Origin of the sequence: Nocardioides sp. J54, from assembly GCF_000519005.1 — a bacterium.
Lineage (GTDB): Bacteria > Actinomycetota > Actinomycetes > Propionibacteriales > Nocardioidaceae > Nocardioides.
This window is the reverse complement of record NZ_JAER01000026.1, coordinates 22,424-36,097: the sequence shown is the minus strand read 5'-3', so window position 1 is coordinate 36,097 and position 13,674 is coordinate 22,424. Positions and strand designations below refer to the sequence as shown.

Below are 13,674 nucleotides of genomic sequence, written 5' to 3'. Positions count from 1 at the left end.
TGGAGTGCCGATGTCCTTCTACGAGACCTCCGAGCGCGCGAAGAAGTACCAGGAGGAGCTCCTGGACTTCATGGACGCGCACGTCTACCCCGCCGAGTCCGTCTACGAGGAGCAGATGGCGGCGTCCGGCGACCCGCACCACCACCCCCAGGTCCTGGAGGACCTGAAGGCCGAGGCCCGGCGCCGCGGGCTGTGGAACCTCTTCCACCCGGACCCCGCCTGGGGCCCCGGCCTGACCAACTTCGAGTACGCGCCGCTGGCCGAGATCATGGGGCGCTCGCCCCGTCTGGCGCCGGAGGCGTGCAACAGCAACGCACCCGACACCGGCAACATGGAGGTGCTGACCCGGTTCGGGACGCCCGAGCACCAGGAGCGGTGGCTCAAGCCACTGCTGGCCGGAGAGATCCGGTCGGCCTTCGCCATGACCGAGCCCGCCGTGGCGAGCTCCGACGCGACCAACATCGAGCTGCGCATGGTCCGCGACGGCGACGAGTACGTCCTCAACGGGCGCAAGTGGTTCGCGTCGAACGCCCTGCACAAGAACTGCCGCGTCCTGATCGTCATGGGCAAGACCGATCCCGAGGCCGCGCGCCACCGCCAGCAGTCGATGATGGTGGTGCCCATCGACGCCCCCGGCGTCACGCTGGTCCGCAGCCTGCCCGTGTTCGGCTACCACGACCGGGAGGGCCACGCCGAGATCCTCTTCGAGGACGTGCGCGTTCCGGTGACGGACCTCCTGTCCGGCGAGGGCGAGGGCTTCGCGATCAGCCAGGCCCGCCTCGGTCCCGGACGGATCCACCACTGCATGCGGGCGATCGGCACGGCCGAGCGGGCGCTCGAGCTGCTCTGCCGTCGCGCCCTGAGCCGTTCGACCTTCGGCCAGGCGGTCGCCGAACGGGCCAACATCCAGGACTGGATCGCCGAGGCTCGCATCGACATCGAGAAGTCCCGCCTGCTCACCATGAAGGCGGCGTGGATGATGGACACGGTCGGCAACCAGGCCGCCCGGATGGAGATCGCGGCGATCAAGGTCGACGCGCCGAGCATGGCGCTGCGCGTCGTCGACCGGGCGATCCAGGTCCACGGCGGGGGCGGGGTCAGCAACGACTTCCCCCTGGCGGAGTGGTGGGCGAACCTGCGCACCCTGCGCCTGGCCGACGGGCCCGACGAGGTGCACAAGCGGAGCATCGCCCACCAGGAGCTGGGCAAGCACCGCGACGCCAGCACGACCGCCGTCCGCCGGTGACCGGGCTCCGCGGCCGCGTCGCGGTGGTGACCGGGGCCTCTCGCGGCATCGGCCTGGCCACCGTCCGCGCGCTCGCCGGCGCAGGTGCCGACGTCGTCCTGACCTCCCGGACCGCCGAGACCGCCGAGGCAGCAGCCGCAGCCGTCGCGGCCGACCTGCCTCCGGGCGCCGGGACCGTGCTCGGGGTCGGTGCGCACGCCGCGGACGCCGAGGCAGCCCGAGCCTGCGTCGACCTGGTCCTCGAGAGGTTCGGGCGGCTGGACGTGCTGGTGAACAACGCCGGCACGAACCCGGCCCACGGGGCACTCGTCGGCGTCGACCACCAGCGATTCATGAAGACCGTCGATGTCAACGTCTGGGCACCGATCCTGTGGACCACCCTGGCGGTTCGGGCCTGGATGGGTGAGCACGGGGGCTCGGTCGTGCACACCGGCTCCGTGGGTGGCTTGTCCGTCACCCCCGGCCTCGGCGTCTACAACCTGACCAAGGCGGCCCTGCTCCACCTCACCCGGCAGCAGGCCGTCGAGCTCGCTCCGCGGGTCCGGGTCAACGCCGTGGCCCCCGGCGTGATCCGCACCCGCCTGTCGGAGGCGCTCTGGAAGGAGGACGAGTCCGGTGTCGGCGCCGCGACGCCCCTCGGGCGCATCGGTGAGCCGGAGGAGGTCGCCCAGGCCGTCCTCTTCCTCGCCTCCGACGCCTCGTCCTTCGTGACCGGCGAGACCCTGGTCGTCGACGGAGGCGCGCTGCTGGTCCCGAAGGCGACGGCCGATGACTAGCCGGATCCGTCCGTCCGACCCCGCCGGGGTACGCGCCTGGCTGGCTGACCTCGGCCTGGCGCCCGTCGGCGACGTGACGCTCTCGCCGCTGGGCGTCGGGCAGTCCAACCTCACCGTCCGCGTGCACGACCAGACCGGCCGCCAGTGGGTGCTGCGCATGCCGCCGGCCGGGCCCCACCTGGACTCCGCCCACGACGTCCTGCGCGAGGCGCGGATCATGGCAGCCCTCGGGCCGACCCCGGTGCCCGTGCCCCACGTGCACGGCACCCTCGAGGACCCGCCGGCGTTCCTGATGTCCTGCGTCGAGGGCGTCGTGCTCGACAGCAGGGCTGCTCTCGACGCCACCCCGCACGAGGTCCGCCGGACGATCGGGCTCTCCCTGGTGCGCACCCTGGGCGCGGTTCATGCCGTCGACCTCGACGCCACCGGCTTGAGCACGCTGGCCAGCCACGCGCCGTACGCCGAGCGACAGCTCCGGCGCTGGACACGGCAGTGGGAGGCGTCGCGCACCCGGGACCTGAGGACCCTCGACGCTCTCACCGAACGCCTGCGCGCGGCCGTACCATCCCAGCGGGAGACGACGCTGGTCCACGGCGACGGCCACGTCCTCAACGTCGTGACGGCCCCCGGGACCGGCGAGGTGGTGGCCCTGCTCGACTGGGAGCTGAGCACCCTCGGCGAGCCGCTCGCCGACCTCGGCACCCTGCTGGCCTACTGGCCGCACGCCGGTGAGCCGGCGATGCAGCACCTCGCACCCTCCCAGCACCCCGGCTTCGCGCCCCGTGACGACCTGGTCGAGGCCTATGCGACGGCCACCGGTCGGGACGTGGACGGAGTCGGCTTCTGGCACGTGCTCGGACTCTGGAAGGTCGCGATCATCGCCGAGGGAATCCTGCACCGCGCCCAGGCCGAGCCCGCACCCGCTGCGCACCACGAGTTTCCCCGCGAACGCATCGACGTCCTGGTCGAGCACGCCCACCAGGTGGCCACCGACGCGGGATTCTGAGCCGGCCACACGGGCCGGCCACGACGAAGGGAACACCCCTCATGCCCACCACTGCGCGAGTCGCGATCGTCACCGGCGGAGCCCGGGGCATCGGCGCCGCCATCGCCCGCCGACTCTCGCACGACGGCCACGCGGTCGCCGTGCTCGACCTCGACGCCACGGCGGCCCAACCGCTCGTCGACGAGATCTCCGGGACGGGCGGCAAGGCCCTCGCCGTCGGAGCCGACGTCACCGACGAGGCCGCGGTCGCCGCTGCGGTCGCCCAGGTCACCGCCGATCTCGGCGCCCCGACGGTGCTGGTCAACAACGCCGGCATCCTGCGGGACAACCTGCTGTTCAAGATGACGCTCGACGACTGGGACCAGGTGATGTCGGTCCACCTCCGCGGAGCCTTCCTGGCGACCCGCGCGGTCCAGGGCCACATGGTGGAGGCCGGGTTCGGACGGATCGTCAACCTCTCCAGCACCTCCGCCCTCGGCAACCGCGGCCAGTCCAACTACTCCGCGGCCAAGGCCGGCCTGCAGGGGTTCACCCGCACCCTCGCGATCGAGCTCGGCCGGTACGGCGTCACCGCCAACGCGGTCGCGCCCGGATTCATCGAGACCGACATGACCCGTGCCACCGCGGCCCGGATGGGGCTCGACTTCGAGGAGCTGTCCCGCACCGTCGTCGCGGGCATCCCCGTCGCCCGGGCCGGACGACCCGAGGACGTGGCCGCCGCGGTCGGCTACCTCGCCAGCGAGGAGGCCGGGTTCGTGTCCGGCCAGGTCCTGTACGTCGCCGGCGGACCGACGGCCTGAGGGGAGCCGGGACATGCGAGAAGCAGTGATCGTCTCGACGGCGCGCACCCCCATCGGCAAGGCCTACCGCGGCGCCTTCAACGACACCTCCGCCCAGACGCTCGCCGGGCACGCGATCCGGCACGCCGTCGAGCGCGCCGGCCTCGAGGGGCCCGAGGTGCAGGACGTCGTGCTCGGCGCGGCCATGCAGCAGGGAACGACCGGCTTCAACGTCGCCCGGCAGGCCGCCCTGCGCGCCGGCCTGGGCGTCGGCGTACCCGGCATGAGCGTCGACCGGCAGTGCGCGTCGGGCCTGATGGCGATCGCCACGGCGGCACGGCAGATCGTCCACGACGGCATGGAGGTCGTCGTCGGCGGGGGCGTGGAGTCCATCTCCCTGGTGCAGGACGAGCACATGAACCAGCATCGCGCCGAGGATGCGTGGCTGGTCGAGAACGTGCCCGACGTCTACCTGCCGATGCTCCGCACCGCCGAGGTCGTGGCTCGCAGGTACGCCGTGAGTCGCGAGGCCCAAGATGCCTTTGCCCTGGAGTCGCAGCGCCGCACGGCGGCCGCCCAGCTCGGCGGGCTCTTCGACGAGGAGATCGTCCCCCTTCCGACCGTGCAGCGGGTGCGCGAGGCCGACGGCAGCGTCACGATGCGCGAGGTCACCCTCGTCGCTGACGAGGGCAACCGGCCCACGACCAGCGCCGAGGGCCTGGCCGCCCTGAAGCCGGTGCTCGATGTCGGGGCCGCGTCGGTCACGGCAGGCAACTCCTCGCAGCTGTCCGACGGAGCATCGGCCTCGGTGCTGATGGAGGCCGGGGAGGCGTCGCGCCGCGGGCTGGAGCCGCTCGGTGTCTACCGCGGCATCGCCGTCGCAGGCTGCCGGCCCGACGAGATGGGCATCGGCCCGGTCTTCGCCATCCCGCGGTTGCTCGAGCAGCACGACCTCAAGGTCGACGACATCGACCTGTGGGAGCTGAACGAGGCGTTCGCCTGCCAGGTCGTCCACTGCCGCGACGAGCTCGGCATCGACCCCGACCGGCTCAACGTCAACGGGGGCGCGGTCTCCATCGGGCATCCGTACGGCATGACGGGCGCGCGCCTGGTCGGTCACGCCCTCCTGGAGGGGCGCCGCCGGGGGGCACGGCACGTGGTCGTCACGATGTGCGTCGGGGGCGGCATGGGCGCCGCCGGGCTGTTCTCGCTGCGCTGAACGAAGCCACGCCGGAACGCGGCCGGCACTCCGCTGCAGGAGTGCCGGCCGCGTGCGTCTCACCCGGCGCGCTGACGGCGCGGCTGGTGCTAGTCGACGACGGCGGTCGCCAGGATCTCCACGAGCACGTCGGGCTCGAACAGCGAGACCACCTCGATGAGGGACGCGGGGGGCGCCGTCACCCCGAGCTCCTCGGTGGCGCGGTTGATGCCGGCCATGAGGAGCTCGAACTTCTCCGCCGACCAGTCGACGACGTAGAAGGTCAGCCGGACCACGTCGGCGAAGGTCGCCCCGGCTGCCTCGAGCGCCACGGCGATGTTGCGGTACGCCTGCTCCACCTGGCCGGCGAGGTCACCGGTGGCCACCGGCGCACCCGTCGCGTCGCGAGCGATCTGCCCGGCGACGTACACGTGCCGGGTGCCGCTGGCGATCGCGACGTGGTGGTAGGCGCCGGCCGGCGGCTCGGCCAGGCCGGGCGGGTTGATGAGCGTGACGGGCATGGGATCTCCTCGTTTCAGCGGAACTTTCCTCCACTTTAGTTGAGACCGACGTCAAGTTCGACTATGGTGCAGGTCACACCCGTTCCTCTGACGACAGGAAGCGAAACGATGGTCGACGAGAACCTCCGCGACACCGGCGAGACAGACCTGCCGGTCGTCGTGTGCCTGCACTCCCTCTTCCTCGATGCGTCGTCCTTCGACGACCTGGTCGAGGCCGGTCGCGGCCGGTTCCGGTTCGTCCGGCCGACCTTCCTCGGCCAGGGCGAACGCACCGACGAGGCGACCGCGACCGTGACCATGGACGAAGCGGCCAAGGACGTCGTGGCCACCCTCGAGGCGGCGGGCCTGAGCCGGTACGCACTGCTCGGGCAGTCGATGGGCGGCGACGTCGCGGTCCGCATCGCCGCTGCCCAGCCGGACGCCGTACAGGCCCTCGTCCTCGTCGGCAGCTCCGCCCGCCACGAGCCCGACGACCAGCGCGCGGCGTTCGGCGGCGTCTGCGACCAGATCGAGGCCAGCGGCTTCGACGAGGGCCTGCAGCAGGTCGTGCTCGAGATCATGCTCGGGGCCACCACTCGCGCCGACGCCGCCAAGGCGGACCTGGTGGATGCCTTCCGCCGGCAGATCGCCTCCCTGTCCCCCGGGCTGTGCCACGCGGCACGCGGCGTCGTCGAGCGCGAGGACGCCAGCGACCTGCTCGACGGGCTGCAGGTTCCCGCACTGGTCATCAACGGCACCGACGACGTCGCCCGCCCACCCGCCTGGACGGCGGACGTCGTCCGCCGGCTCCCCGACGTGCGGCACCACCAGCTCGACGGTGTCGGGCACAGCCCCACCCAGGAGGCTCCCGAGGTGGTGCAGTCGCTGCTCTTCGACTTCCTCGACGGAGTGCTGCGCAGCTGAGCACGGACCGCGCGGACGGGCACCCCGGACGACCATCTCTGCCACCTCACGTGCCACGGCCTGCCACCTCGCACGCCGAAGCTTGACACTTCGCGTGCCAGAACCTGCCACGTCGTGCGCTTTGATGGACGGGTGAGCAGGCGGCTGTGGCGACGGGGCCACCTCGGCAGCGACGCGGACCGGGCGACCTTCCGCGCGCTGCACCAGGCCTCCCTCGCCTCGCCGGCCCTGCGTGAGGGGCTCACGACAGCCAGCGCGGAGCGGGCGATCCGGCACCTGCGGGCCCTGCTCGGCACGCCGGCGCTGGCGATCACCGACACCGAGGCGGTGCTGGCCTGGGACGGCCTGGGGTCGCACCACCGGGAGCAGGCGGCGGCCGCGGGGGTGGTGGCGATCGAGCGCGGCAGCACCCGCACCCTGGACCGCGGGCAGCTCGGGTGCACCGAGCCGGGGTGCCCGGTGCGCACCGGCGTGGTCAGCCCGCTCGTCGTGGACGGCCGGGTGCTCGGCACGGTGCAGGCGTTCTCGCCGACCCCGACGGCCGGGCTGGTGCGCGCGACCGAGGAGGTCGCCGAGTGGGTGTCGGGGCAGCTGGAGCTGGCCGAGCTCGACGCCCACCGCAACCGGCTGATCGAGGCCGAGGTGCGGGCGCTGCGGGCGCAGATCAGCCCGCACTTCGTCTACAACTCGCTCAACGCGATCGCCAGCTTCGTGCGCACCGACCCCGACCGGGCCCGCGAGCTGCTGCTGGAGTTCGCCGACTTCACCCGCTACTCCTTCCGGCGCCACGGCGAGTTCACCACGCTCGCCGAGGAGCTGAACTCCATCGAGCGCTACCTGCTGCTGGAGCAGGCCCGCTTCGGCGACCGGCTCCAGGTCACGCTCAACGTCGCGCCCGAGGTGCTGCCGGTCGTCGTACCGTTCCTGTGCATCCAGCCGCTGGTGGAGAACGCCGTGCGGCACGGCCTCGAGGGCGCCGACCAGACCGGGCAGCTGACGATCGACGCCCACGACCGAGGCCACGAGGCGGTGATCGAGGTCGAGGACAACGGCGTCGGCGAGGACCCCGAGAAGGTGCGCCGGGCCCTGGCCGGCGACGCGGCCCTCGACTCGGTGGGCCTGGGCAACGTGGACGCCCGGCTGCGCGCGACCTTCGGCGACGACTACGGTCTCGTCGTGGAGACCGCGCCGGGAGCAGGGACGAAGGTGATCGTGCGGGTGCCGAAGTTCGCGCCCGGCGTCAGCGTCAGCGGTGTCGGCGGGGTGCGCTCGTGAGCGGCCTGCGCGTCCTGGTCGTCGACGACGAACGGCCGGCGCTCGACGAGCTGACCTACCTGCTCGACGCCGACCCCCGCGTCGGCGAGGTGGTCTCCTGCCCGTCTGCGACCGACACGCTGCGCATCCTGCGCGAGCGCGAGGTCGACTGCGTCTTCCTCGACATCCAGATGCCCGGCCTGAGCGGGCTGGAGCTGGCCGAGGTGCTCGGGCGCTTCAAGCAACCGCCACCGGTCGTCTTCGTCACCGCGCACGAGCAGCACGCGGTCGAGGCCTTCGACCTGCGCGCCGTCGACTACGTCCTCAAGCCGGTCCGCCCGGAGCGGCTCGCCGAGGCGGTACGACGCGTGCTCGCGGCCGGCGCCCCGCCCGAGCCGGCTCCGGACACCCAGGTCGCCGTGGAGCGCGGTGGGGTGACCCGCTTCGTCGACCGCGGCGAGATCACCCACGTGGAGGCGCAGGGCGACTACGCCCGGCTGCACACCGCCGCCGGCGAGGCCTACCTGGTGCGCGTGCCGCTCACGACGCTCGAGGAGCAGTGGGCCGAGGCCGGCTTCCACCGGATCCACCGCTCCCTGCTCGTCGCGCTCGCGCACGTCACCGAGGTGCGCAGCGACGCCGGGCGCACGACCGTGATGGTCGGCGACACCGAGCTGCCGGTGAGCCGGCGGCACTCCCGTGCGCTGCGCGACGTGCTGGTGCGCCGTGCCCGGGCCGGGGGCCCGGCGCGATGACCGAGCGGGTCCGGGTCACCGGACCGCCCCGGCACACGGCCGCCGGGCGGGCCGCGAGCCGGCTCGGCGACGTGCACGAGCAGACCGCGCTCGGCGACGTCTACCTGCGCTCGCTGCTGCGTGAGCAGCTCGGCCTGGCGCTCGCCGTCCTGGTGGGGCTGGCGCTCACCCTCGGGCTGCTGCCGCTCGCCTTCCACCTGTGGCCCGAGCTCGACGACGTCGCCGTCGCTGGCGTGCCGCTGGCGTGGCTCCTGCTCGGCGTGGTCGTCTACCCGTTCCTGCTCCTGCTGGGGTGGCGCTACGTGCGCAGCGTGGAGCGCAACGAGCGCGACTTCGCCGACCTCGTCGAGGGCCCGGAGTGAGCCGGTGCTGAGCACCGACGCCCTGCCGGGCCTGCTCGCCGTCCTCGCCGTCACCGTGGCGACGGTGGCCATCGGCACCTGGGGGCTGCGGTTCTCGCGCACCACGAGCGACTTCTTCGTCGCCTCCCGCACCGTCCGTCCGCGGCTCAACGCCTCGGCGATCGGCGGGGAGTACCTGTCGGCCGCGTCCTTCCTGGGCATCGCCGGCCTGCTGCTGGTCGGCGGTGCGGACATGCTCTGGTACCCCGTCGGGTGGACCGCGGGCTACCTCGTGCTGCTCGTCCTCGTCGCCGCACCGCTGCGCCGCTCCGGCGCCTACACGCTGCCCGACTTCGCGGAGGCGCGGCTCGGGTCGCGGTGGGTGCGCGCCGCGTCGTCCCTGCTCGTCGTCGGTGTCGGCTGGCTCTACCTCGTGCCGCAGTTCAAGGGCGCCGGGATCACCCTGGAGTCGGCGATCGGCGCGCCGGAGTGGGTGGGCCCGGTCATCGTCGGCCTGGTCGTGGTGGTCAACGTGATGTCCGGCGGGATGCGCTCGATCACGTTCGTGCAGGCCTTCCAGTACTGGCTGAAGCTCACCGCGCTGCTGGTGCCGGCGATGGTGCTGCTGGTCGTGTGGTGGGGCGACGGGCGACCCGCGGGGCACGGGCTCGGCGGCGGGTGGTCCGACCCGGTCGCCGGCGACGGCGCGATCGGCCTCTACTCCACCTACTCGCTGATCATCGCGCTCTTCCTCGGCACGATGGGCCTGCCGCACGTGGTGGTCCGCTTCTACACCAACCCCGACGGCCGCGGCGCGCGACGCACGACGCTCGCGGTGCTGGCCCTGCTCGGGCTGTTCTACCTCTGGCCGCCGGTCTACGCCGCACTCGGCCGGGTGTACGGCGACCCGCTGGTCCGCGACGGCCGGGCGGACGTGCTCGTCCTGGAGCTGCCGCGGCTGATGCTGCAGGGCATCGGTGGCGAGCTGCTGACCGGCCTGGCCACGGCTGGCGCGTTCGCGGCCTTCCTGTCGACCGCGTCCGGGCTGGTGATCGCGGTCTCCGGGGTGCTGACCCAGGACGTGACCAGCCGCTGGGTCGGCGAGCACTCCGGTGCGGGCGGCTCCACCGGCTCCGTCGCGACGGCGTTCCGGCTCGCGGCGGCGGTGGCGGTCGTCGTACCGCTGCTGGTGACGCTGCTGGTCGGCCGGGTCGGGGTGGCCCAGTCGGTCGGCCTGGCGTTCGCGGTGGCAGCGTCGACCTTCTGCCCCCTGCTGGTGCTGGGGATCTGGTGGCGCGGGCTCACCGACGCCGGCGCGATCGCCGGCCTCGCGGCCGGTGGCCTGGGCGCCGGCGGCGCCGCGGTGCTGAACCTCTTCGGGTTCCAGGCCGACGGCTGGGCCGGCGCCCTGCTCACCCAGCCCGCCGCGTGGAGCGTGCCGCTGGCGTTCGCGGTGATGGCAGGCGTCTCGCTGGCGACCGCCGGGCGTGCGCCTGCGCACGCCCGGCGGTTCCTGGTCCGGCTGCACACGCCGGAGACCCTCGGGAGGGGGCCGCTCACTCGAGCGGAGTGACCACCCAGTCGACGTCGATGGTGGTGGAGCCGTCCTTGTGCCAGCTACCCGTGATCTCGCGCTTCGTGCGGTCCCACGGCAGGGTGTCCGGCCCGCCGTTGCTGGCTGCCCAGGCCTGGAAGTACTCGTCGGGAGTCGTCACCGTCCCGGCGCCGCAGCTCTTCGAGTAGGTGCCGAGCCCGCCGGCCACGACGTCGAGCCAGCAGAGGTCGGCGGACGGCACCAGGCCGAGGTCGCCGGTGAAGTCCGCGCCGCCGAACGACCCGACGTGCGTCCAGGCGCAGTTCTCGTCGCTGCCCTTGACGTCGAAGGAGCCGGTGACGCTCTCCTCGCGCCAGAAGGTGGTCGTCGCCGGGTCGCCTGCCCGCTTGAGCACCATCTTCACCGTCCAGCTGCGGACCTCGTACCTCGTGGTCTCGTGGCCGTGCAGCGTGGCCAGCCACCGCTCGGGCAGCTCGTCGCCCCGGCACGAGCGGGTCACCTCGGCAGTGCAGGTGTCCGGGTCGGTCGGCGAGTTCCCGGGCCCGCCGGGCGCACCGCCGTGGCAGTTGTCGGTGCCCGGGCCGCCGTCGCAGGTGTCGGTGCCGAAGCCGCCCTTGAGGTCGACGTCGTCCCCACCACCCGCGGAGATCATGTCGTTGCCGTCCCCGCCGGAGATGACGTCGGCGTACGCACCGCCGTGCAGGCGGTCGTGCCCGGGACCGCCGTCGAGCAGGGTGCCCTCCCACGACGTCTTCATCAGGTCGTTGCCCGGGCCGCCGTAGAGCGCCTGGCCGTCGTCGCCGGTGACGATCGTGTCGTTGCCGGCCTCGCCGAAGGCGAAGCCGCCCCGACCGGGCCCCGGGGTGATCTGGTCGTCGCCCCCGCCGCCGCGCAGGACGTCCGTGCCGGGACCGCCGTAGATCCGGTCGTTGCCGACACCGCCGGTGACGAAGCGGTCGGCGCCGCCGTTGGCCAGGACGTGGTCGTTGCCGGGCCCGCCGTCGATCACGTCGGGGAACCTGCTCCCCTCGATCCGGTCGTTGCCGCGGCCGCCGTCCAGCAGGGTGTCGCTCCTGCTGGTGCGCAGCACGTCGTCGCCGTCGCCGCCGTAGACCCCGATGTCGGGCGCCTGGGCGATGACCAGGTCGTGCCCGGCCTCGCCGTGGAGGAGGCCGCCGGCCCCGGCGCCCGAGCGGATGGTGTCGTTGCCGGCGCTGCCGCAGATGACGTCGGGTCCGCCCCGGCCGTCGACGACGTCGTTGCCACCGCGGGCGACGATGACGTCGCGGCCGCTGGTCCCGTTGATCTTGTCGGCCGCGTCGGTGCCGACGATGGTCGCCTTGAGGCCCGCACACCTGGGCGTGGCGGCGTCGGCGCCCTCGGCGAGGCCGACGCTCACCGGGCCGAGCAGCGCGGCGGCGAGGAGGAGGGAAAGCCTCCTGTTCACCCTCCGAGGGTCGGCGTCCCCGCTTGCAGCCGGCTTGGGACCGGCTTGCGGCTCCCCGTGCGGCCCGCTCGCGACACCCGGGACGTTGGTCCCGATGCCGGCCCGGCTGTCGTGACCCGCAACCCCGGCGCCCGTTGGACGGGCGGCCTGCCCGACCAGCACCCGGAGACCGTACACATATGTACGGTTTTGGGCTAGGGTGCGGCAGGGTCACGCAGGCGGCCGGCGATGGCAGGAGGCACGATGTCCGGAGGGGCAGCATGAGCGCGGCTGCGCGCACGGCCGTGCTGACCCGTCCCCTGGTCCCGGTCGGTGAGCTGCTCGTCTTCGCCCTCGAGGTGCTGCGCGGGATGTTCCGGCGTCCGTTCGCGTGGCGCGAGCTCTCCGACCAGGCGTGGTTCGCCACCCGGGTCTCCCTGCTCCCGGCCTGCGCGATCACGATCCCGTTCGGCGCGGTCCTGGCCCTGCAGATCGGCTCCCTCTTCGACCAGCTCGGCGCGCGGTCGTTCACCGGCGCCGTCGCCGTGGTCGGCATCGTGCAGCAGGCCGCCCCGATCGCGACGGTGGTGATCGTGGCAGGTGCCGCCGGAACAGCCGTCGCTGCCGACCTCGGCTCCCGCAAGATCCGCGAGGAGCTGGACGCGCTGGAGGTCCTCGGCCTCAACGTCGTCGACCGGCTCGTCGTGCCCCGCGTGCTGGCGATGGGCGTGGTCGCCGCGCTGCTCAACGCGATCGCCACCAGCGTCGGCATCATCGGCGCCTACGCCTTCAACGTGCTGGTGCAAGGCGGCTCCCCCGGCGCCTACCTCGCCAGCTTCAGCGCCCTCGCCCAGCTGCCCGACCTCTACGTCGGCGAGCTCAAGGCGTTCCTCTTCGGCATCCTCGCCGGCATCGTCGCGACCTACCAGGGCGTGCGCGCCAAGGGCGGCGCCCGCGGCGTGGGCGACGGCGTCAACCAGTCGGTCGTCATCGCGTTCGTCGTGCTCTTCCTCGCGAACGCGCTGCTGACGGCGCTCTACTACGAGCTCGTCCCGCCGAAGGGGCTCTGAGGTGGCACCCACGACCCGCAGCGCCGAGCGGCGCCCGCTTCCCGGCTACGCCGTCCTCGCCGACCTCGGTCGCCAGGTCGCCTTCTACGGCCAGGTCCTGCGCGGCGTCCCGCACGCCGTGCGCCACCACCGCGGCGAGGTGCTGCGCCTGCTCACCGAGGTCTCCTTCGGCCGCGGCGCCCTCGTGCTGGTCGCCGGCACCGTCGGCATCCTCGTCTTCGAGGTGGTCGCCGTCGGCAGCGTGGTCGGCCTCGTCGGCTACCAGGGCCTGCAGCAGGTCGGGATCGAGCCGTACGTCGGCTTCCTGTCGGCGTACTTCAACACCCGCGAGGTCGCGCCCCTGATCGCCGGCAACGCGCTCGTCGCCACCGTCGGCGCCGGGTTCACCGCACAGATCGGCGCGATGCGGATCAGCGAGGAGATCGACGCCCTCGAGGTGATGTCGATCCGCTCGGTCCCCTACCTGGTCACCACCCGGATGATCGCCGCGTTCGTCGCCGTCATCCCGCTCTACCTGATCGCGCTGGTCGGTACCTACGCCTCCACGCAGGCGGTCTCGGTGCACTACTACGGCCTCACCGGCGGCACCTACGACCACTACTTCAGCCTGTTCCTGCCGCCCGTCGACGTCGCCTACTCCTTCGGGAAGGTGCTCGTCTTCGCGGTCATCCTGACCCTCGTCTGCTGCTACTACGGCTACTCCGCGAGCGGCGGCCCCGCCGGCGTGGGGGTCGCGGTGGGCCGCGCGGTCCGGCTCTCCATCGTGATGATCATCGTGGCGGACTTCTTCCTCAGCCTCGCGCTGTGGGGGTCCACGACGACCGTCAGGCTGGCGGGTTAGCGA

The 13,674-nt window shown here is 73.0% G+C and carries 14 protein-coding genes; 12 read left to right on the top strand and 2 right to left on the bottom strand.

Features of this window, described 5'->3' with window-relative positions:
• Positions 1–10 precede the first annotated feature (10 nt).
• The 5 genes from NOCJ54_RS0115820 to NOCJ54_RS0115800 are packed head-to-tail and all read left to right on the top strand — an operon-like array spanning position 11 to position 5,026.
• Positions 11–1,246 carry an acyl-CoA dehydrogenase family protein gene (locus tag NOCJ54_RS0115820; RefSeq protein ID WP_028656262.1) on the top strand — a complete coding sequence of 412 codons (1,236 nt, stop codon included), beginning with the start codon at positions 11–13 and terminating at the stop codon, positions 1,244–1,246.
• Entirely contained in the window at positions 1,243–2,022 is a 780-nt protein-coding gene (locus NOCJ54_RS0115815; protein ID WP_028656261.1) for an SDR family oxidoreductase, read from the top strand. Before NOCJ54_RS0115820 ends, NOCJ54_RS0115815 begins: the two co-directional genes overlap by 4 nt.
• On the top strand, positions 2,015–3,028 hold the full coding sequence (locus NOCJ54_RS0115810; RefSeq protein ID WP_028656260.1) for a phosphotransferase family protein: 1,014 nt from the start codon (positions 2,015–2,017) through the stop codon (positions 3,026–3,028). Before NOCJ54_RS0115815 ends, NOCJ54_RS0115810 begins: the two co-directional genes overlap by 8 nt.
• Before the next feature lie 41 nt (positions 3,029–3,069).
• Entirely contained in the window at positions 3,070–3,828 is a 759-nt protein-coding gene (gene fabG, locus NOCJ54_RS0115805; RefSeq protein ID WP_028656259.1) for a 3-oxoacyl-ACP reductase FabG, read from the top strand.
• Between the two features lie 13 nt (positions 3,829–3,841).
• Positions 3,842–5,026 (top strand): acetyl-CoA C-acyltransferase, encoded by a 1,185-nt coding sequence (locus NOCJ54_RS0115800; RefSeq protein WP_028656258.1) that lies wholly within the window; start codon positions 3,842–3,844, stop codon positions 5,024–5,026.
• An 89-nt stretch (positions 5,027–5,115) separates the two neighbouring features.
• Here NOCJ54_RS0115800 and NOCJ54_RS0115795 read toward each other — a convergent pair whose 3' ends face one another.
• On the bottom strand, positions 5,116–5,526 hold the full coding sequence (locus NOCJ54_RS0115795) for a RidA family protein (RefSeq protein WP_028656257.1): 411 nt from the start codon (positions 5,524–5,526) through the stop codon (positions 5,116–5,118).
• A gap of 108 nt (positions 5,527–5,634) precedes the next feature.
• Between NOCJ54_RS0115795 and NOCJ54_RS0115790 the strand changes: the two genes are divergently transcribed.
• From NOCJ54_RS0115790 to NOCJ54_RS0115770, 5 genes are all read left to right on the top strand, one after another.
• A complete protein-coding gene (locus tag NOCJ54_RS0115790; RefSeq protein ID WP_051485937.1) occupies positions 5,635–6,429 on the top strand; it encodes an alpha/beta fold hydrolase in 795 nt (264 codons plus the stop codon).
• A gap of 132 nt (positions 6,430–6,561) precedes the next feature.
• Positions 6,562–7,704: a sensor histidine kinase gene (locus NOCJ54_RS0115785; protein WP_028656255.1), complete on the top strand. Its 1,143-nt coding sequence runs from the start codon at positions 6,562–6,564 to the stop codon at positions 7,702–7,704.
• Complete coding sequence (locus NOCJ54_RS0115780) at positions 7,701–8,438, top strand: LytR/AlgR family response regulator transcription factor (RefSeq protein ID WP_028656254.1); 738 nt, start codon at positions 7,701–7,703, stop codon at positions 8,436–8,438. The genes NOCJ54_RS0115785 and NOCJ54_RS0115780 overlap by 4 nt, the downstream gene beginning before the upstream one ends.
• Positions 8,435–8,800, top strand: coding sequence for a hypothetical protein (locus tag NOCJ54_RS0115775; RefSeq protein WP_028656253.1), 366 nt, complete (start codon positions 8,435–8,437; stop codon positions 8,798–8,800). Before NOCJ54_RS0115780 ends, NOCJ54_RS0115775 begins: the two co-directional genes overlap by 4 nt.
• A 4-nt stretch (positions 8,801–8,804) precedes the next feature.
• The gene (locus NOCJ54_RS0115770; protein ID WP_332248997.1) at positions 8,805–10,352 is read left to right on the top strand and encodes a sodium/solute symporter; all 1,548 of its coding nucleotides are present in this window, start codon (positions 8,805–8,807) and stop codon (positions 10,350–10,352) included.
• Here NOCJ54_RS0115770 and NOCJ54_RS28420 read toward each other — a convergent pair.
• Entirely contained in the window at positions 10,336–11,781 is a 1,446-nt protein-coding gene (locus NOCJ54_RS28420; RefSeq protein WP_051485936.1) for a calcium-binding protein, read from the bottom strand. The genes NOCJ54_RS0115770 and NOCJ54_RS28420 overlap by 17 nt on opposite strands.
• A 260-nt stretch (positions 11,782–12,041) precedes the next feature.
• On the opposite strand from NOCJ54_RS28420, the gene NOCJ54_RS0115760 reads away from it, so the two are divergent.
• Both NOCJ54_RS0115760 and NOCJ54_RS0115755 read left to right on the top strand, forming a co-directional pair.
• Positions 12,042–12,830 carry an MlaE family ABC transporter permease gene (locus NOCJ54_RS0115760; RefSeq protein WP_198020243.1) on the top strand — a complete coding sequence of 263 codons (789 nt, stop codon included), beginning with the start codon at positions 12,042–12,044 and terminating at the stop codon, positions 12,828–12,830.
• Position 12,831: 1 nt separating this feature from the next.
• A complete protein-coding gene (locus NOCJ54_RS0115755; RefSeq protein WP_028656250.1) occupies positions 12,832–13,671 on the top strand; it encodes an MlaE family ABC transporter permease in 840 nt (279 codons plus the stop codon).
• Positions 13,672–13,674 lie beyond the last annotated feature (3 nt).